Origin of the sequence: Streptococcus mitis (assembly GCF_946188685.1) — a bacterium.
GTDB lineage: Bacteria > Bacillota > Bacilli > Lactobacillales > Streptococcaceae > Streptococcus > Streptococcus mitis_CC.
Genome location: NZ_CAMHWH010000008.1, coordinates 67125 through 87325 on the forward strand (window position 1 = coordinate 67125; position 20201 = coordinate 87325).

Annotated in this window: 25 protein-coding genes; 1 reads left to right on the plus strand and 24 read right to left on the minus strand. The window is 35.7% G+C overall.

Features of this window, described 5'->3' with window-relative positions; all coding sequences use genetic code 11:
- Positions 1–133 precede the first annotated feature (133 nt).
- From N8N51_RS08120 to N8N51_RS08230, 24 genes are all read right to left on the minus strand, one after another.
- Positions 134–871, minus strand: a complete 738-nt coding sequence (locus N8N51_RS08120; RefSeq protein ID WP_261050941.1) for a CPBP family intramembrane glutamic endopeptidase — start codon at positions 869–871, stop codon at positions 134–136.
- Between the two features lie 179 nt (positions 872–1050).
- Positions 1051–1659 (minus strand): Type 1 glutamine amidotransferase-like domain-containing protein, encoded by a 609-nt coding sequence (locus tag N8N51_RS08125; protein WP_261103994.1) that lies wholly within the window; start codon positions 1657–1659, stop codon positions 1051–1053.
- 47 nt (positions 1660–1706) lie between these two features.
- The gene (gene aac(6'), locus N8N51_RS08130) at positions 1707–2135 is read right to left on the minus strand and encodes an aminoglycoside 6'-N-acetyltransferase (protein WP_261057003.1); all 429 of its coding nucleotides are present in this window, start codon (positions 2133–2135) and stop codon (positions 1707–1709) included.
- Between the two features lie 342 nt (positions 2136–2477).
- A complete protein-coding gene (locus N8N51_RS08135) occupies positions 2478–4160 on the minus strand; it encodes an ABC transporter ATP-binding protein (protein ID WP_261057004.1) in 1683 nt (560 codons plus the stop codon).
- A 21-nt stretch (positions 4161–4181) separates the two neighbouring features.
- Positions 4182–4901 carry an ABC transporter ATP-binding protein gene (locus N8N51_RS08140; RefSeq protein ID WP_261057005.1) on the minus strand — a complete coding sequence of 240 codons (720 nt, stop codon included), beginning with the start codon at positions 4899–4901 and terminating at the stop codon, positions 4182–4184.
- Between the two features lie 135 nt (positions 4902–5036).
- Positions 5037–5777, minus strand: coding sequence for an ABC transporter permease (locus tag N8N51_RS08145; protein ID WP_261103995.1), 741 nt, complete (start codon positions 5775–5777; stop codon positions 5037–5039).
- Between the two features lie 169 nt (positions 5778–5946).
- A complete protein-coding gene (locus N8N51_RS08150; protein ID WP_261057007.1) occupies positions 5947–6582 on the minus strand; it encodes a TetR/AcrR family transcriptional regulator in 636 nt (211 codons plus the stop codon).
- 211 nt (positions 6583–6793) lie between these two features.
- Positions 6794–7081: a GntR family transcriptional regulator gene (locus N8N51_RS08155; RefSeq protein ID WP_261057008.1), complete on the minus strand. Its 288-nt coding sequence runs from the start codon at positions 7079–7081 to the stop codon at positions 6794–6796.
- Complete coding sequence (locus N8N51_RS08160; RefSeq protein WP_261020235.1) at positions 7078–7299, minus strand: DUF1648 domain-containing protein; 222 nt, start codon at positions 7297–7299, stop codon at positions 7078–7080. Before N8N51_RS08160 ends, N8N51_RS08155 begins: the two co-directional genes overlap by 4 nt.
- An 18-nt stretch (positions 7300–7317) precedes the next feature.
- Complete coding sequence (locus tag N8N51_RS10590; protein WP_474104189.1) at positions 7318–7959, minus strand: putative ABC transporter permease subunit; 642 nt, start codon at positions 7957–7959, stop codon at positions 7318–7320.
- Between the two features lie 30 nt (positions 7960–7989).
- Entirely contained in the window at positions 7990–8877 is an 888-nt protein-coding gene (locus tag N8N51_RS10595; protein ID WP_474104190.1) for a hypothetical protein, read from the minus strand.
- On the minus strand, positions 8870–9580 hold the full coding sequence (locus N8N51_RS08170; protein ID WP_261103996.1) for an ABC transporter ATP-binding protein: 711 nt from the start codon (positions 9578–9580) through the stop codon (positions 8870–8872). Before N8N51_RS08170 ends, N8N51_RS10595 begins: the two co-directional genes overlap by 8 nt.
- Before the next feature lie 109 nt (positions 9581–9689).
- A complete protein-coding gene (locus N8N51_RS08175; RefSeq protein ID WP_261057012.1) occupies positions 9690–10307 on the minus strand; it encodes a TetR/AcrR family transcriptional regulator in 618 nt (205 codons plus the stop codon).
- A gap of 119 nt (positions 10308–10426) precedes the next feature.
- Positions 10427–11782, minus strand: a complete 1356-nt coding sequence (gene rlmD / locus N8N51_RS08180) for a 23S rRNA (uracil(1939)-C(5))-methyltransferase RlmD (protein ID WP_261103997.1) — start codon at positions 11780–11782, stop codon at positions 10427–10429.
- 73 nt (positions 11783–11855) lie between these two features.
- The gene (locus tag N8N51_RS08185) at positions 11856–12830 is read right to left on the minus strand and encodes a DUF1002 domain-containing protein (RefSeq protein ID WP_261103999.1); all 975 of its coding nucleotides are present in this window, start codon (positions 12828–12830) and stop codon (positions 11856–11858) included.
- 73 nt (positions 12831–12903) lie between these two features.
- Positions 12904–13518, minus strand: coding sequence for a cell wall hydrolase Pmp23 (gene pmp23, locus N8N51_RS08190; protein ID WP_000476378.1), 615 nt, complete (start codon positions 13516–13518; stop codon positions 12904–12906).
- On the minus strand, positions 13518–14492 hold the full coding sequence (locus tag N8N51_RS08195) for a nucleoid-associated protein (RefSeq protein WP_185757721.1): 975 nt from the start codon (positions 14490–14492) through the stop codon (positions 13518–13520). Before N8N51_RS08195 ends, pmp23 begins: the two co-directional genes overlap by 1 nt.
- A 7-nt stretch (positions 14493–14499) precedes the next feature.
- Entirely contained in the window at positions 14500–15756 is a 1257-nt protein-coding gene (glyA, locus tag N8N51_RS08200) for a serine hydroxymethyltransferase (RefSeq protein ID WP_261014530.1), read from the minus strand.
- Positions 15757–15817: 61 nt separating this feature from the next.
- Positions 15818–16249 carry a GNAT family N-acetyltransferase gene (locus N8N51_RS08205; RefSeq protein WP_261014531.1) on the minus strand — a complete coding sequence of 144 codons (432 nt, stop codon included), beginning with the start codon at positions 16247–16249 and terminating at the stop codon, positions 15818–15820.
- A gap of 1 nt (position 16250) precedes the next feature.
- Entirely contained in the window at positions 16251–16853 is a 603-nt protein-coding gene (locus N8N51_RS08210) for an L-threonylcarbamoyladenylate synthase (RefSeq protein WP_173267918.1), read from the minus strand.
- A complete protein-coding gene (gene prmC, locus N8N51_RS08215) occupies positions 16837–17673 on the minus strand; it encodes a peptide chain release factor N(5)-glutamine methyltransferase (protein ID WP_173267919.1) in 837 nt (278 codons plus the stop codon). The genes N8N51_RS08210 and prmC overlap by 17 nt, the downstream gene beginning before the upstream one ends.
- Complete coding sequence (gene prfA, locus N8N51_RS08220; RefSeq protein WP_261033548.1) at positions 17673–18752, minus strand: peptide chain release factor 1; 1080 nt, start codon at positions 18750–18752, stop codon at positions 17673–17675. Before prfA ends, prmC begins: the two co-directional genes overlap by 1 nt.
- A 9-nt stretch (positions 18753–18761) precedes the next feature.
- Positions 18762–19241, minus strand: coding sequence for a GNAT family N-acetyltransferase (locus N8N51_RS08225; RefSeq protein ID WP_153209472.1), 480 nt, complete (start codon positions 19239–19241; stop codon positions 18762–18764).
- Positions 19231–19830 carry a thymidine kinase gene (locus N8N51_RS08230; protein WP_173283040.1) on the minus strand — a complete coding sequence of 200 codons (600 nt, stop codon included), beginning with the start codon at positions 19828–19830 and terminating at the stop codon, positions 19231–19233. The genes N8N51_RS08225 and N8N51_RS08230 overlap by 11 nt, the downstream gene beginning before the upstream one ends.
- Positions 19831–19953: 123 nt before the next feature.
- Here N8N51_RS08230 and N8N51_RS08235 point away from each other — a divergent pair, with 123 nt between their 5' ends.
- Positions 19954–20136, plus strand: coding sequence for a 4-oxalocrotonate tautomerase (locus tag N8N51_RS08235; RefSeq protein ID WP_001117401.1), 183 nt, complete (start codon positions 19954–19956; stop codon positions 20134–20136).
- Positions 20137–20201 lie beyond the last annotated feature (65 nt).

The following is a 20201-nucleotide window of genomic DNA, read 5'->3' on the forward strand; positions in this document are numbered from 1 at the left end:
AAGATTTTCGCCACTTCAAAAGAAACGACATTCATCACTCCACTTTAAATTATAATAGATAATTCTCTAACATAGATCATCTAATTAGCAAATCGTTACTTTCAATAATGGATATACTAATCTAAAGTTAAAATTACTTTTCCTTACTAATTCTATTACTAGCCAATATCGTATAAATCAAATAACCAATAAAAATGATAATAAAAATAAGATTAATTTTTAACACAAAATAGAGATTTAACAAATTTGCGAACGCATGAAATAATAGACAGTACCCCACAGATTTCGTTTGACGATAAAGAAGCCCTAAAACAAAACTTAAAAATAATGTATACATAAAAAATAAAATAAAAGGAAATCCTTGATGACTTTCTCCAACTATAAACCATAAAGGCAGATGCCAAATTCCCCATATTGAACCTACAATCAAATTAGATTGCCAATAAGTATATTTTTTATCAAGTAATGGTTGTAATATTCCTCTCCATCCTAATTCTTCATGTCCACCACCAAAAAAAATTAATTGTATAAAGAATAGTGGCATCAGATAAATTGATACTCCGTTTAATTCTAAGGAAGATACAGAGAATAGTATCAAAATTGCTAACAAATGAATAATGAAATAAATACTACTATTTTTTCTTTTATTAAATACAAAATGTTTAAATTTTATATTATTACTTTTCAAATAAAAGCCACTTGCAATAGCTGGACCAAGTGCACCTACTATATGTAACATTCTCCCTATAAATGTTTCTAATTCCAAAATATGAGATTGAGTAAATATGGCAAGAAGCCCCCAAGCTATATAAGTAATTCCAAAAGTACAATAAAGATAATTTTTTAAATTCTTTTTGTCAATTTCTGTCATTTTATCTTCCTAATCTTGATTATTCTACGTATAATATTTTTTTACTGCTTCTTAGTTGCTCTCGATTATAACTACCTATATTCTATCATAAAAACACAAAAAAGCCTTACAATCAAGGCTTTTCATTATTCATTTCGTCAATACTTTAGTTTCGTAGATTCAGATTCGCATGATTAAAACTAGTCAATTTTCTCAATAATGTTTCCAAGTTTATCTAATACAAGACATGAATGATCATTTAGTGGAATTATGGGAACATTAACGAGTTCTTCAGCTCTATCCTTATTTGCTTTATCATTCCATGAATCATAATGGACACTAATTAAAAACTGACTAAAGACTCCTAATCCATTTTTTATCTTTATCTGATGATCTGAATTATCATTAGGTGAGACATAGACTTTTTCTCCTAATAATAGGGCTCCTGCAGAAAACCCTATAACTTTTGCTCCTTTATTCAGCATACGATCGATATAATTTTTGAACTGCTGATTGACGTAAGTTGCTAAATACTTTTCCGTATTTCCACCACCTATAATAATTAGATCAGCATCTAGATAGCTATCAAAATTAATCTGCTCAGTGTCCAAGAGTAAGTAATCAGTGTTTAGGTTAGAAAAATGGCTTCGGAAAACTTCCGTGTACTTTTTCATATACGGTTCCCAATTTTCTCGATAAACTGTAAAAATGACAATTCTTTCGATCTTTCTTGATGACACAATTTTATTAACAATCGTATGGTTCTTTATCGGCGGATTTCCACCCATCAAAAAAATTTGTTCGTCCAATCTTTCACACTTTCTAAAGATACATAAATTTTGACCACGTTCTGAAATTATAATTTCTTCTTAAAATGAATAATTCTATTTGCCTCCTGAAATCCAATATTGAGATGAAATCTTATAGAATCCGTATTCGTTAAAGTACAGTCACTTGCAAATTCCTTACATCCTTTATTTTTCGCCCATTCCTCACATTTTGTACAGAGATTTTTAGCAATATCCTTTAAACGATATTCCTCGTCGACAATAATCCCTTCTAAGAATCCAACAGGACTATATTTACAACCTTCAACGTAATCAAATCTGAGTGAACATAGTGCTAGACCTACAATTGTGTCACCTTCAACTTCAGTAAAGATTGCAGTATTTTTGCCATTCGTATATTTTTTAACTTCATCAATAGCTTCTTTATTGGTCAATTGGGGCCATAATTGTTTCATTAGTTTAGCCGCTTTTATAGAATCTTTTGTTATTCCATCCATATTGATGTTCCTCCGCAAATTACAAGCAAATGTTTCGAATCATGCTGTTACTTTGTTACTCATTGATTGATACCAATACCATCCCCTTCTACTTTTCGCTATCTCAGATCGGAAGAGCAGAGCCACGAACTCAGCGGTTCGGACTTACCGTATCATTTCGCCGGTTCTCCTCCTCATTCTAAGAGTCCTATCTCATGGGCGGAACATTTACTTCTACTTCGCTGATGCCTCAGCTTGTACAAGCAGTGATACTGCCCCAACCTGTGGTGCTAGTCAACATCTATATTATATAACGAAAGTAATAGAGTGTTTTATAGAATTATACTATAAAACGAAAGAGAATTACACACTCAACTCAAACAACTTATAAAACTCACCTCTCCTATCCATCAAGTCACAAAAAGAACCATCTTCAACAATGACGCCTGCTTTCATAAAGAGAATTCTATCGTATCTTTTCAAAATGTTTTCATTCAACTTGTGGGTTACTACAAGTGCAGTCAAATTTTGAATATCCAAGATTGAACTTTCAATTTCAGTAGTTACTTGATTATCTAAAGATGAGGTTGCCTCGTCCAATAATAAGATCGGTGTTTTTCGAATCAAGGCACGCGCAATACTAACTCTTTGTTTTTGTCCGCCAGATAAATTTGATCCATTCTCTCCACATAAAGCTTGTAGACCAGATTCATTTTCTAAAACATAACTTTCTAGACCTGACTGCTGTACAGCTTGCTTTATTTCCTCATCAGTGAAGAATTGATTAAGAGTAATATTTGCTCTTAAAGTATCATCAAAGATATAAACATCTTGCTGAACAATAGTCATTAAGTTATAAAGGCTCTCTGCTGAAATAGCTTGCAAATCTTGATTATCAATTGAGATATACCCACTTGTTACATCATAGAAACGCAGTAATAGATTGAGTAAAGTTGATTTTCCACTGCCTGACATACCTACTATTGCAATTTTTTCCCCCTTTTTGATCTGCAAAGATAAATTATTAAAAATCTTTTCCTCAACATTAGGGTAGGAAAAATCTACATTTGAAAAAGAAATGACATCATCAAAATATTCTTTCGTTTTACCAGTTTGAAGTTCGATTACATCTTTTACCTCAAATGAATTCAGTGTAGCCTGACCTTCGCGGAATTTACTCATCCCCATACCAATTTCATTTAGTGGCATTACTACAAAATTGACTAGTTGAACAATAGCTGTAACACTCCCAATTGTGGTATGCCCACCGAAGACCAGATACATTCCTCCACCAAAGGCTACTAAAAAAACAATCATCCCTGAAAGTTGAGAAATAACATTAGATAAAACATCAAATTTCCCTTTGATGAAATATATCTCATCCAATTTTTCGCTTTCGTTTTTGTAATCTTGACCAATAGCCTCTTTCACATTAAAACTCTTTATAACTAGAAACCCTGCTAAAATATCTTTAACCTTAGCTAAATATTTCTGATCAGCTATTATAGAACTATTTTGTAGAGAGGCTGATTTTTGTCCAATAAATCCTGAAATCATCATAGGAATAATGCTAGCAATGATAACTAATAAGGTCAAAAACCAATTACCTATAAACATGGCTACTAGTGAGAAAATCATTAAGGAAATATTTTTTGAAATATTAAAATACTGGTGCAAATAATCCTGCTCAATTTTCTTCATGTTCTCAGTTAATATTGAAATAAATTTCCCTGATTTTTCCTTAGAAAATTCTCTATAATCCCTATCTAAAATAGATTTAAACACCTTATTTTTGTATCTTGACATAATCTGCCTAACAAGTTTATTTCTTAATCGAAGGGATATAAAGTTCAGTCCTGCATAGATGAAAATAACACTAGCTCCTACTAGTACCGCTTGAGTTAAGGCATATTCATTTTGGGACATACCACTATCAATTATAATTTTAATAGAATAAGCAAAAGCAATATTAGTTAAAGGAACTAGTATATTAAAAATCATGAAAGTATAAAAAGACTTCTTATGGTACTTTGTCAATTGTTTCATTCCTAATCTACCTCATAATTCTTAAATTTCATTTAGAAAATGTGACATAAAATATTCTTCTAAGTCAATATTCTCTCTCCTAATCTCTTTCATATAGACCTGTTCTACAATTTCTCCATTTTTTATAAAACCAATTTTATCTGCTATCTGTGAAATTTCCGATAATATATGACTCGATATTAGTATTGTAATTCCATGTTCCTTTGAAAGCGACAACAAAAGATTTCGAATTTCTTGAATTCCTATTGGATCTAAACCATTGATTGGCTCATCTAAAATTAACAATTTAGGTTTTGTTAGGAAAGCCCGAGCTAAACCAAGCCTTTGCCTCATTCCTAACGAAAAATCTTTTACTTTTTTAGTCGTATTCTTTAATCCGACCATTCTTAAGGCTCTTATTATATCTGATTCAATAATATTTTTCCCCATATACTGAGCGTGAATTTCTAAAATTTCTTTTGCAGTGCAATTATCATAAAAAATTGGTGTTTCAATAATACTTCCAACCTGACTTAGAATCTCTTCTCTGTGATCTTGTAAATTTTTTCCAAAGATTTCAATACTACCTGATGTAATTGTTGATAAGGATAACATACATTTCATTAACGTTGTTTTTCCAGCACCATTCGGTCCTAAAAAACCATAGATTTCTCCTTCAGCAATTTGAAGGTTGATACCACTTAAAATTTCTTCTTTATCAATTATTTTAAAAACTTCTTTTATTTCAACAATATTTCTCATTTCTATCTCTCTTTCTATATCTAGCTTTAAATGCAAGGATTTTTCTTCAGGAGCATAAATACCAACTTATACAGTCTCTTCGTTTAAATAAATCATCAAAAAATTAGCACTTTCCTTCCATTAAATTTAGCTATACTACTTGATATTAATATCTTTTCTTGAAATAGTATAAATTGAAAATGAAACAATCATTAAACTTATGAAACTAGCAAATATTAAGAAGAATAAGTTATCAACAAAATTATTCGTTAAACTTCCTGGACTTACATTCGAAAGTAACGCTGCTAAACCAAGTCCTGAAAGCATAGTTATAGCTGTTGAATGCTTAATCATACCTAAAACAAATGGTAGTAACCCTATTAGTACTGTTGCAAACGTTATTCCAGCTAAGTTGATTAATTGACTAGCTATTGGGATATAATTTGATTCAGTTAAAACTGCTACTAATTTAATTAATAATTGAATAACTAAATGTGCAGTAAAATGAGCAATAAATGATATCAGAATTACTGTAAGCACTTTTCCCCATAGTAACTTTATTTTAGAAACAGGATAGGAAAACAGCTGAAAAATTGTTCTTCGTTTAAATTCATCAATAATAATCGTAGACAATAAATAAGATTCAAAAATCAAAAATGCTGCTTTGGTAAATAAAGATCCAAACAATGATGTTGCAATTGCCCAACCTTCCCATTTATCAGTAATTCTAAAATCTTTAGTATTCTGTCCAACAAACTCTCCTAGTTTATTATCAGTCCCTAACCCCATAATTATGATTCCTGTAATACCTAATACTATAAATATAGTACCCAACCAAGCAAAAAATAATTTAGATTTTGAAACTTTATTTAATTCGATTTTAATAAGCGACAACATAGATTTTTCCTCCAAAAAATTTTGTTAATATTAATTACACTATTCAAAAAACGCCTTACATACTTCCGGTATGTTAAAATTCAAAAATAACATACTAAAGGTATGTATAATGGAATTTTTAATACCATATCTAGAGTATGGTATTTTTTAAAATATCAATACTTAAAATTTATTTGACACCTTTTAAGTGATCAAATAATTGGAAAATTACTTCCATCATTTCATCAGTAATCAACTGCACTCCCAAACCTTCAAAAGTTAGTTTAATGAACTTCATTTTACTCTTTAATTCTTCTACTGAATAAATAGAAATTTGGAACCCAATCCAAATATTCAAAGTTAAAACAATCAAATCAGCTAGCTCTTCAGGATATTCTGTTTTAATTGATTTATCTTTAACACCTTCGAAAACTTTTTCTCTAATCCCTGGTAAAAAATCAGAAAATAAATTTAGATACTGTTCACCTAATAAACGTGGGCTTCTTAACATAATTGAAGCTGAGTATACAAGCCTTTGTTGTTCAAAATCAGAGAAAGCATCCATCAAAGAATTTTGTATTTTTTCTAATCCAGTATCTCCTCTCCAATTATAATTTAAAATTTCTTGATTATTTTCGCTAATGATTGATTGCAATATTTCATCTTTAGACTCGAAATGATGATAAATAACACCTTTCGTCAATCCACCTAACCCATCGATTATATCTTGTATTGAGGTATTATCAAATCCTTTTTCTAAAAATAAATCTTTCGAAACTTCTAATATTTTTTTTCTAGTTTCATGTGGGTTTCTATTCCTTGCCATTATATTCCCCCTTTTTCATACCACTGGTATGTATTTGTATTATAATGTATTAAACTTATAATGTCAAGTTCTTTATTGGAAAACACAAAAAAAGCCTTAAAATCAAGGCTTTTCTATACTTTCACAAAAATCCTAATAAATTTCCATTCAACTTCTTCTAAGCATCTTTTCTAAAAAATAAATTGACAATCTCATCTTCTGAAAAGCCTAGCTAACCTAGTTTTTCAAACAAAATTTTCACTAGTTTGTTAGATTCTTGATATCTTAACTCCTTTATTTCTTGCTCGCTTGCTATGACAAAATATCCTAATGTTCCACAGCTAATAACCAAATTCTGTTCTTCGAGAACTTTTATTGCTTTTTGGATAGTTGTCGGATTACACTTCTCGTTTTCTGCTAATCTTCTTATTGAAGGAATTTGTTGTTCAGGTGCATAATCACCTCTTAAAATAGTCGTTCTTAATTTTGATGCAATTTGTAAATATAGATGGGGTTTCATTTAATCTTTTTATTTTCACTTTCCCTAACAAACTTCCAATATGCAGAATAGGGGATGACTGTAGCTAGTAGAAGATAGTATTTATTTGCAAACATATCTGCTTCTCCTTTTGCATTAAAATGAATCGGAACTTTTTCTGGGAGAAATCTACAAATAACAACTATTATAGCTAGCATTACTAATAACACCAAAATATCTTTCATCAGTCTGTTTTTCATCTTATTTTCCTCCTTTAACTAGATAAAATTTGACTTGCTTATTGTTAAATAAACACCCATTGTAATAATCAATAAAACTACTGATACTACCTGTAAAACAAATATAATCGGAAGATTAAACAGCCAATTAAGCAAAAGTGGCGTAATAAGCGCAATCATACCAATAATTCCAGTTACAATAACAGGAAGACTTTGTTTGACAACTATCATCTCACTGTCCCAATCATAGTTAGGATATTTTTTATTTAATGCAATTCCGATTACAGTTATAAAAAAGGAGTAACATATAGGAACAATAATTAGGTTCGTGACTTGAATGAGATTCATATCTAGTTTTAGCACAAATACAGATACAGAAATCATATATCCAATCAAATGAAGTGTAAGATTGACAGCTATCTTAGCATTTAAAATCATTCTTACCTCAACCGGAGAACTTTTCAAAATCCAAATATTTTTACCCTCTAAAGACATAGATGAAGCTGCTGGATAACTGAGTGAAAGCATAGATGAAATAAAGACGGGAGCTAAGTTTGAAAGATACTCATTTATATTTTCAATTCCTGCAGAATTGCCTATTTGCCCTACAGAATTAAACAGGAAACATATACTAAAGACACATAAAAGAATCACTCCAAGCCCAGCATTCAAGACTGCCATATAAGAACTTAAAAATCGTCCAAGCTCTTTTTAATACAAGGCAAAAAATACCGATTTTCTTTCATAAGATACTTTGTCATTAGCATATCTTGATTTTGTATTGGCAAGTGTATTAAGTAGTCCATACTTCAACGAAGCAATTTTGACAAATAGATAAAAGACGACTATTGAAAGAACTATATAAAATCCCATCCCATAGTACATTGGAAAATTGTAGTATGACATAAATAGTCTAGAAATTGGATACAGTCCAATAATTTGCTTAGCCAGAGTAACCCCAATACTACTTTCATCACCTGATTGCAAAGCTGATAATGCAAAATATCCAATTATACCTAACATCGCAAATGAAAAAATAAGAGAGATAACATTTTTTCTTTTAAAAAAAGATGAAGCGACAACAATAACGATTCCCATGCATGTCGCTATGCACATGGGGATCAAAGGGGCAAAAATTATAGAAGTAAAATACAATATAATCTGTAGGAGGTTTAAACTTCCGTTCAAGCCCCATACAATTCCACCTGGAAGCATAAACATCAAGCCTATTAAAAAATTCAATAAGTACATAAACATGAACTTGCTGGTGATAATATACGAACTTTTAACAGGTAAGGATAGGAGAATTTCCATATCTCGACTGCCAAATAAAATGCCATTCGAATAAAAGACAGTCAAAAATAATATTGAAAAACTTGATACAGAGACCATATATGCCGGTATCAAGTCCTGCTGTCCGACGTGTACCAATGTTTTCGCTGTTAGTATATTATAAACAAAGCAAAATAAGGAAAGAGTTATTATGCCAAAACTCGCAATAGCCATTGAACTTTGTTTTTTATTTCCTGAGTCTCTAATCTCGTTAATAGGAAAGAAATTAATCAATTGCGCCTTAAGCAGTATCCAAATGTTACTCATTGTCCTGCACCTCCATGAAAAATGCCTCCAATGATTCATCACCTTTGACGTCTCCTGTATTACCACTTGCAATTAACTTTCCATTTTTGATAATGGCAATCTTATTACATAATTTTTCCGCAACATCCAATACATGGGTTGAAAAGAAAATAGCACCTCCATCTGAAACACACTCATGCATAATTTTCTTTAGTAGGAAAGTTGCTTTGGGATCTAGCCCAACAAAAGGTTCATCTAAAATCAACAGTTTGGGAGAATGTACAAGTGCAGAAATAATGGCTGTTCGTTGCTTCATACCATGTGAATATGAAGAAATAATCCCCGAAAGATGCTCAGTCATATCAAATAAATCACCGTATTTTTGGATTCTCTCCCTGCGTATTTTTGTAGGAATTTCAAACAAGTCAGCAATAAAATTAATATATTGAAGTCCTGTCATATGTTCATACAAATCTGGATTATCTGGGATATACGCCATCATTTTTTTACAAATAACAGGATCTTCTTTAATAGAATGACCGTTGATAATTATACTTCCGTCTTCAAAATCATGGATACCGACAACTGCCTTTATCGTTGACGTTTTTCCCGCACCATTTGCTCCAATAAAACCATAAATATCTCCAGGCTGTACTGAAATAGATAGGTTAGCCACAACCTTCTTATCCCCATAACTTTTACTAAAATTCTTTATCTCTAACATATTTTCGTCTCCATTGACAATTTGTCAGTTATATTTTGAAATAATACCGATAGCTTGTTTTGATTTAGCTATCGGTACATAGTTCTCTTTACAAACATTCTATCTTTTTTTAATCGCTAAAGAGTCCTTTTGTATTTAGATTTTGTTCCAGCATTATCTTAAATGCATTCAAGTAATCTTTGACAGGTTCTTTCTTTGAAGTTATTATACCTATGTTATTTGAAACAAAAACATAGGCTGTCATCAGAAATTCTGCTGTTTCTGATGGATATTTTACAGAAAATACTTTTTCTGAGATACCTTGATTTATTATCCTCTCAAAATATATAGTCAGTTTTTCAATGAGCTTATGAGATAACTTATCTAACATATAACGATTTTCTTCAAGATCAACCGTCTTTTGTAACTCAGTTCCTTCCGCTGAAACGTTATCTGTAGAGATTATTGTGGCATCTATAAAGGCTCTTATTTTTTCAATAGCAGTTTTGTCGTCATCATTGACAATCACATGAATATCTCTCAATAATTTCTCTGAATAACGTTCCACAAGACAATACAGAATATCTTCTTTGTTCTTAAAGTGATAGTATAACAAACCTCGTGATATATTTACCTTATCGACTATATCCTGAGTTGTTGTGTTCGCATATCCTTTCTCCATAAAGAGGAGCATAGCAGCATCCATAATCTCAGCCCGTCGAATTTCCGGATCTTTTACATCTCGCATTTTATTCCTCCTGATTATAAATTATACTACTCTACTGACAAATTGTCAATTATAAAATTACCTTTTTGAGGATACCAAAAAAATCCTTGACACCAAGGATTTTTCGTCAACATTTTTTTCTAAGCTCGTACAAGCAGTGATACCGCCTCAACATGATGCGTTTGCGGAAATAGATCAACCGGCTGAACTTTCTTCAACTCATATCCCAATTCTTGATAGAGTTTGATATCACGCGCCATGGTTGCGACATTGCAGGAGATATAGGCGATGCGGTCTGCTCCTGTTTGGCTACTTGCCTTGATAAAGCTTTCGGTTAAGCCCTTGCGTGGAGGATCAACCAAGATAACGGTTGGTTGGATACCTTCCTTGAGCCAATTTTTCATAGCATTTTCAGCAGTATCACATACATAGTGGGCGTTTGAAATATTGTTCAGCTGGGCATTCTTCTTGCTATTCTCAACCGCTTCTGGAATTACTTCAACACCATAAACTTCCTTGACATGTTTCGCAACAGAGAGGCCAATTGTTCCAATACCAGAATAAGCATCGATAACCACATCATCTTCTTTTAATTCAGCAAAGTCAATAGCTGTTTGGTAGAGCTTCTCTGCCATTTCAGTATTGACCTGGTAAAAGGCTGGTCCAGAGATTTGGAAATCATTTCCCAACATTTGGTCCGTAATGTAATCTTGACCATAAAGCGTACGCCATTCTTTCCCGAAAATAGCATTAGTATTTTGGTCATTGATATTTTGCATAACAGACACAATCTCTGGGAACTGCTTGATTAGTTGTTCAATCAATTGCTCAACACGAAAAACTTTGGGACGAGTTGTTACCAAAATAACCATAATTTGACCTGAATAGTGGCCACGACGCACCACAAGATTACGAATCAAACCAGCTTGTTCCTTTTCATCATAAGATTTCAAATCATAACGACGGAGCAAGTCACGTAGAGCTACTACTACCTCATCAATCACAGGATCTTGGATAAAGAAATCTTCTAGAGGCATGAGGTCATGCGAATTCTTACGGAAAAATCCTGTTTCCAAGACACCATTCACACGACGAACAGGGACCTGCGCCTTATTGCGGTACTTGACTGGATGTTCCATACCTAAAGTTTCAGCAACCTCTATATCATCAATTCCAGCAATCTTATATAGACTATCCTTAACTTGCTTGGTTTTAAATTTGAGCTGTTCTGGATAGGCAAGATGACCTAAATCCGCGATTCCTGAACGCAGGTAAGCCAAATCTAAATCTTGATTACGGTGTGGTGATTGAACAAGGTATTCTTCAACTTTACCAAAACCAATCTTTTTATTGACCTTGAGGACACGCATGAGGATTTTTTCACTCGGTAAAGCATTCTCGACAAAGAATACCAAACCATCCACCTTGGCCACTCCTGCACCTTCATGGGTCAAGTCAACAATTTCAACTTCTACAATATCATTTTTCTTTAACATTTTCTTCTCTTTCTATTGACCGACAAAAAAGACGGCAACGTTACGGTTACCATCTATTATACCATGATTTTTCTTAAGAACCAAAACTCTTGAAGAAGTTGACAATGGCTTGCCAGAGGGAGCTTAGGAAATTGCCGCCGTCCTCTAGCGCCTTATCAGCATCAAAGTTAAGGTTGATATTTTTAAAACTGTCGCCAGCTTGTGAAACAATACTTTGTTTAAGGTCATTCAGGGTTTTAGTGAAGTCTGCATTGCTGAGGATATCACTCTTCGATAGATTCAAAGCAAAATTGATGATGATATTGATTTGGTTTCCTGTTATAACCTGATCAAGTTTGTAATTTTTCAAGGTATCTTCAACAATTTTACGGATATCTTCCTCCGTCAGATTTCCCTTGCTTTCTTTAGCTTTGGCGAGTCCTGACTTGATATCAGCTAGGGCAACGTTTAATTTATTAGCATCATAGCCTGACTTATCCTTGTTTTCAGCATTGATATCGGACAGAGCCTTCAGCTCTTCTTGAGCCAAGTCTTTATTAGCTTGTGGTACCTTGGCTCCATTAGCCTCTAGCGAATAGTAAATCCCTGCTAAGGCACTCTCACCTGTAACTGGAATGGGTGCTGCTACAGTGATTTTGGCGTGTTCCACACCCAAAGTTACGGCTGCATTTCGGTACATATCCTGAGTCACCTTAGTGATGTTTTCTGGTGTTTCAATCTTGACCTCAAGTGGCGACTTGTCACCTAGTTTTTGAATCTTGGCTGATGAATACAACTGTAAACTAGAGTCATTGGCAACATTCATAAGCTTAGAATAGACATCAGGTGTCATGGTTTTGAGTTCTTTGGTGTCTGTTGAGGCATTGTAGCCTAGTTTTTTAAGGGTTTGATTTTTTTGGTCTTCAGACAATGATGAACCTAGGACATATTCAGGTTGGACATAGGTTTCATCGATAACTTTTTGAACATCTGTTGCTGCATGGACGCTATTCATAGCTGTTACTGCCCACAAGACCGCAGCACTAGTCAGAAAGAGTTTCTTTCTCATAGGGAATTTCCTCCTTTACCTTTCTAGAGTAATATATCTATCTTAAAGAAAACTTATAACAAAAACACCTGGGCTAGCCAGATGTCGAAAAGAGAGTGAAACATTTGATGATGTAAAGGTTGAGTTGCACCTGTCTAGAATAGTAATAGTTTCCTCCATTTACATAGAGTTCGGCCCCATGAAAAATGGAAATGGGGTGAATATAACTATAAGTCTTTCCAGTGGTATTGCCAAGCAAGGGAGCAACAGTCTCACGAGAGTACTGTTTGGCCAGAGCCAAGGTGTTTTCCTTGCCGTTTTGGGCGATAAAATCGATATAGGCAGGTCCAAAATTATAGGCTTGAACAGCCGTCCAGACATCAACCCCCTTCTTCTGGGCCAGATAGAGATTGTCTGTCAGAGTTTGAACGCCTTGGCGAATGCTAGAGGCATTATCATTGATGGTGTTGGTGGAACCACTTGCAGACTCACTAGACTGCATAACATCGCCTTCTTTTCCTTTTGTTTCAGTATAAATCATAGCGAGCACAAGCTCTTCGTTTGCTGGGGTGTCTTTTTCACTCAAGATCTCTCGCACCATGGGTTGGTAGGTCATGACTTGCTTGACATCTTGGTGAACACGGTAAGCTTTATAGCCAGCAAAAAGGAAGACTGCTAGTACAAGCACTCTTCGAATTCGTTTAAACATTATTTACTTTGAATATCCTCGATATTTTTGATTAAGATAGAGTAGGTTCCATTGTCGTTTTGGATAAACTCAACAGACTCGGCGTCTTGATAGACGTTATTGGGAACGATGAGTTCAATTCCATTTGACAAGGAAAGTTTTTGGTTTTCAAATTTCTTTAATTGGCGACTGGCATCAATTTCATCAAATTGAACAGGTTCTGGGACAGCTTCTTTAACTTGGTCAATAAAGCTCAAACGAGCCGTCAGATTGTTATCAAAAAGGTCATTAGCCAATTTCTCAGGTGACAATTCATTGCTTTCTTCTAGGTTGTTGAAAATCGCTGATTTCACTTTAGATTGAAATTGAAAATCATCTGTGTTAAAAGTCTCAGCAATTCTCTGGGCCGTTTTTTCCAGTTCCTTGATGGATTTCTTGGGAGAAATCTTAGGGGAAACGGCAAGAAGATTGTCTGAAAAATAGTTCAAGAAAGTCCCATTGTACTTGATGCGTTTTTCAATGAGATGGTACTTGCGACTCTGAAGATTGACCACCAAGGCCTCATCAGCACCCGTTCCAAATCCAGGCAGGTTATTCTGAGTCAGCTTGATTGGATTATCAACTTCTCCACCGAGGTGGGTCAGGGTCTCACGCAGGGCAATTCGTAAGAAAGCGAAATGTTCTACACCTTCTTTAGAAAATTGCACAAAAATCAAGTCATTGGTCTTGAGATTTTCGGAAATGCTGAACTCCTCTTTCCAGAGATTAGCCAGTGTTACTGATGTCTCCAACAAATCGTCTGTGATGTGATTGAAGAAGGGATTTTCTTCTTCGAAAATCCCAGTCTTGGCTTCATCTGAATACACACGTTCAATTTTTTTACGCAAGTATTCTTCGATTTTTGGAGTGATATTGAGAAACTTATCCGCTAGAAACAGCTCGGTATCATCCGGGCTAAACTGATGGATAATGGCTTTCTTAATATAAATGTCCATAAAAGTTTTAGTCCTCGTATAATGGGAAGGCATCTGTCAATTCTTTAACTGCACTTCTCACTTCTTCTAAGACAGCTTCATTTTCTGCATTTTTAAGGGTTTTAATGATTAGTTCAGCCACTTTGCGACTCTCTTCTTCACCAAATCCACGTGCAGTGATGGCTGCAGATCCGATACGAATCCCACTTGTCTTGAATGGTGACAAGCTTTCGTATGGGATTGAATTTTTATTTAGGGTAATATTGACTTCATCCAGCAAGTTTTGAGCAACTTTTCCGTTTTCTACAACCCTTGTTACATCCACTAGGAAGAGGTGGTTTTCAGTCCCTCCAGAAATAATACGGAAATCAGGATCTTGCAAGAAAACATCTGCCATAGCCTTGCTGTTCTTGATAACATTGGCAGCATATTCCTTGAAGGCTGGATCTAAGACCTCTTTGAAAGAAACAGCTTTAGCTGCCACAACATGCTCCAAAGGACCACCCTGAATACCTGGGAAAATTGCTGAATTGATCTTCTTAGCTAGGTCCTCATCATTGGTCAAAATCAAACCACCACGAGGTCCACGAAGGGTTTTGTGGGTCGTTGTTGTCGTGATATGAGCGTATGGTACTGGACTTGGGTGAAGACCAGCCGCAACCAAACCAGCGATATGTGCCATATCGACCATGAGCTTCGCCCCAACAGCATCCGCAATTTCACGGAATTTTGAAAAATCGATAATTTGAGAATAGGCTGAAGCACCTGCTACAATCAATTTTGGTTTGACTTCTTGGGCTTGTTTCAAGATAGCATCAAAGTCCAAGAGTTCCGTTTCAGGGTCCACACTATAAGACACAAAGTTATAAGTTTGACCTGAGAAGCTGACAGGAGCTCCGTGAGTCAAGTGTCCACCTGCTGCCAAATCCATCCCCATAACGGTATCACCTGGCTCAATCAAGGCCATGTAAGCCGCACAGTTGGCTTGGCTTCCAGAGTGAGGTTGGACATTAGCAAATTTAGCACCGAAAATTTCTTTTGCGCGTTCAATGGCTAGAGTCTCTACCACGTCTACCACATCAGTTCCACCATAATAGCGGCGTCCTGGGTAACCTTCGGCATATTTATTCGTCAAGATAGACCCTTGAGCTGCCATAACAGCCTTGGAAACAACGTTTTCCGAAGCAATCAACTCAATATTGTTTTGTTGGCGTTCTTCTTCTTTGGCAATAGCATTCCAGAGATCAGCATCGTATGCTTTAAAATCATCTTTGTCAAAAATCATAGGTCTTCTCCTTTATAGTGTGACTGGTCCTTTAGTTTGTTTTTACAAGAAAGAAACTAAACTAAAAGATGCGAATAAATCGTTTCTGCACTTTATCACAAGTATAACCAACTTTTTCATAAAATGCATGAGCACCCAGACGATGATTGGCAGAGTTTAAGCGGATAAATCCATAACCACGTCTTTTTGCTTCTTGCTCCAACCCTTGTAATAAGCTTTTACCAATACCTTGACCTTGCGCTTGAGGTGAAACTGCTAAGGCTAAAATATTAAATCCTGCTTTGGAATAAAGGGATTCATAGACCTCAGCGTGGACATATCCAAGCAAGGCATAACTAGCTTCATCCTCATAGCCAAGAAGGAAATGATGGGAATCCTGAGATAGTCTAGCTAATTGACTAGCCGTGTCCTCCAGACTAAAAGAATAGCCTAAGGCTTCTTGGTTAATTTCACAAATGGCTTTCACATCAGTTTCTCTTAAATCTCTTAGCATCTCATGCCTCCTCAAAAGAAATCTCTGGCAACCGAGCAAGAATATCTTCTCGTTTAATCGCCCCTTGGCGTAAGATTTTCACCTTGTCTCCAGACAAGTCCAAAATAGTTGAATCCTGTCCAGTTAGAAAAGCATCGTCTTCTAGCCCCAAAACCTCTTGGTCAAAATCCTCTAGAATTTGAGCAAAGGTCACTCCACTTGCATGACCTGAGATATTAGCAGACGGCCCAATCAAGGGACCTGTCTCTCGAATCAAATCAAGGGTAATGGGATGACTAGGCATCCGAAATCCAACAGTTGCAAGACCAGAATTGACCCAATAGGGAACTCTGTCATTTGCTTCAAGAATAAGGGTCAAGGGACCTGGCAAAAAGGTCTCTACAAGTTTTTGCAGATAAGATGGCTGATTCTTAGAAAAGTTCAAGATGTCCTCTAGAGAGGCGATATTAAGATTTAGTGCCTTATCTCTAGGACGACGTTTGAGCTGGTATACATGATCAACTGCTTTTTCGTCTAGAGCCTTGGCAAAGAGACCGTAAACTGTCTCTGTAGGAAGAACAACAGCTCCGCCCTTTTCCAACTCTTTTCTAATCCTGTCCATCATCAACCACAACCATCCTATCTTGATCAAATTGGTCCTTAAGTGTTCGTACTCGTTTTTCAGGAAGATTTTTCCTAAAAAGATCAGGAACACTTTGACCTTGCTTGTATCCAATTTCAAGGTAAATCTTACCACCATCCTTAAGATGGTACTTTGCATCTTCCGCAATTTTACGGTAAATAGCTAGGCCATCTTCGTCTGCAAAGAGAGCTAGATGAGGCTCCGAATGCAAAACATTCAAGCCGACCTCTGACTCATCTTCACGAGAGATATAGGGTGGATTGGAAACAATTATATCATATTTTTCAGAAATTTCTGTAAAACAGTCAGATTTTTTTAAAAATATTTGAAGATTTTGATTTTTAGCATTTTCGTTAGCTAAATCTAAAGCATCTTGGGAAATATCCGCTGCTGTCACTGACCAATCTGGTCTGTTTTTTGCTAGAGCGAGAGCAATAGCTCCACTACCTGTTCCAATATCCAGAACTGAAAGATTCGTCTCAGGATTCTCAGCCAGGATAAGCTCAGCCAGCTCCTCAGTCTCTGGACGAGGAATCAAAACACGCTCATCCACTTTTAGCTGCATTCCATAAAAATCTGCATGACCAATGATATACTGGGCTGGTTTATGAGCTGCTAACTGTTGGAAAATTCCTTTTACAAATTGTTTTTCTTCCTTGTTTACCTCTTGCTGGAGGGCAAAGACAAAATCTGTAAAAGAAAGATTTTTCAGGCTACGATAGACAAAAGAGAGGCTTTCAGCTTCCTCTCCTTGTCTTATCAACTCTTCTTCAAAATCTGAAAATAATTGAGCTAATTTCATTATTTGTTTAATTCTTCTAATTTTTGTGTTTGGTCATAAAGAACCAAGGCATCCACAACTTCGTCCAATTTACCAGATAAAATCGTATCTAGTTTTTGGAGGGTCAATCCAATACGGTGGTCTGTAACACGGTTTTGTGGGAAGTTATAAGTACGAATCCGTTCTGAACGGTCACCAGTACCGATTGTTGACTTACGCTCAGCGTCTTGTTCATCTTGTGCAATCTGAGCAAAGTGGTCAGCAACACGCGCACGAATGATTTTCATGGCCTTCTCACGGTTCTTCTGCTGAGTACGTTCTTCCTGCATCTCAACCTTGATATTGGTTGGCAAGTGAACGATACGAACGGCAGTCGCAACCTTATTGACGTTCTGTCCACCAGCACCAGAGGCGTGATAGATGTCAACACGAAGGTCTTTTGGATCAATATCGTATTCTACTTCTTGTACTTCAGGCATGACAAGGACTGTGGCAGTTGATGTATGGACACGACCTTGGCTTTCTGTCACAGGAACACGTTGCACACGGTGGGCACCTGATTCGTACTTGAGTTTAGAGTAAACAGATTGACCTGAAACCATGGCAACCACTTCTTTGAAACCACCTACACCATTCATAGAGGCTTCCATAACTTCAAAGCGCCAACCTTGGGCTTCCGCATACTTTTGGTACATAGTTAGAAGGTCACCAGCGAAAAGTGCTGCTTCGTCTCCACCAGCAGCGCCACGGATTTCAAGGATGATGTTCTTGTCATCGTTTGGATCCTTTGGAAGGAGCAAGATTTTTAGTTTTTCTTCGTATTCTTCTTTCTCAGCCTTGGCATCTTTGAGCTCTTGCTTGGCCATTTCTTCCAAGTCAGCGTCTCCACCTGATTCCTTAATCATCTCTTCAGCATCGACGATGTTTTGAAGGACTTGCTTATACTCACGGTAGGCTGTTACCGTGTCACGAGTTGAAGCTTCCTCTTTTGAAAGCTCCATGAAACGCTTAGTGTCAGATACTACATCTGGGTCACTCAGCAATTCTCCTAATTCTTCATAACGGTCTTCTACAGCTTGTAGTTGATCATAGATGTTCATTTTTTCTCCTTATTTCTCAATTGTTAAATCATAGATTGCTACTACTTCATTCTCGGATATTTCCCCAGTTTCTTTAAATCCATAACTGAGGTAACAGTATCTTGCATGTTCATTTTCTGGTTCATAAGACAACCAAAGTTTATTGCTTAAACCTGCTGGCGCTGTCCGAACATAGTCTAGTACTTTATTCATAATTGGTTTAAAATATCCTTGATTTTGAAAATTCTTATCAATCATAAAACGAAATAGTAAATAATTTCCACTACTAATTCCGATCTTTTTATCATAAGCTATCATCACAAAACCTATAATTGCATCATTATCATAAACTGCCAATGGAGCTACAAAATCTCCATTTTTAGTGTAGACGTATGCTTCAGCTAAACTAATTGCGTTGGTTGCAATGAATTGTTTTTGATATTCCTTGACATCCAAATTCAAAACATCAAAATAATTTTCCATTGTAACATCTCTTAGTTCAATTGTCATAGTTTTGCTCCTTGTTAGAGGTTATCATTGGCGCAAAATAATGTTTACGGCAAACTGAGATATAGGTTTCATTACCGCCAATCTGGATCTGCTCTCCATCATAAACGGGCAGTCCATCCTGTGTTCGCAACACCATAGTCGCCTTTTTCTTACAATACTGACAGATGGTTTTGATTTCGTCAATCTTGTCTGCTAAGAGCAAGAGATATTTGGAACCTTCGAATAGTTCATTACGAAAGTCATTTTTCAAGCCAAAAGCCATGACAGGTATGTCTAACTCATCAACAACACGAGCTAGGTCGTAAACATGGTGACGCTTGAGAAACTGGGCTTCATCGACCAACACACAGTAAGGTGTTTCGGGTAAATCACGGATATAGCCGAAGATATCAGTTGTTTCCTCAATCGCAATGGCAGGGCGTTTCATGCCAATTCGACTCGACACATAGCCAACACCGTCACGCGTATCCAGAGCCGAGGTCATAATCACAACACCTTTTCCTTGCTCCTCATAGTTATAGGCTACTTTAAGAATCTCGATTGTCTTACCAGAGTTCATGGTCCCATAACGATAATACAACTGTGCCATGTTTCTTGCTTCACGTCCATTTCTAAATTTTTGCTACATTCTAGTATATCATAATTTTCTTAAGCTTTAAACGGCAAAATGTGGTAAAATAGAAGAAATCAAAAACTAGCGGAGGAAGTTATTATGCCATTTGTACGCATCGATTTATTTGAAGGACGCACGCTCGAGCAAAAGAAGGCTCTTGCTAAGGAAGTAACAGAAGCTGTTGTTCGCAACACTGGAGCCCCTCAATCTGCTGTCCATGTCATCATCAACGACATGCCAGAAGGAACTTACTTCCCTCAAGGTGAAATGCGCACCAAATAATCTAGCTTAAGCAGAATTGCTTAGGCTTTTTCAATCTCCAAGTAGCATCCATTGAAGAAATAGCC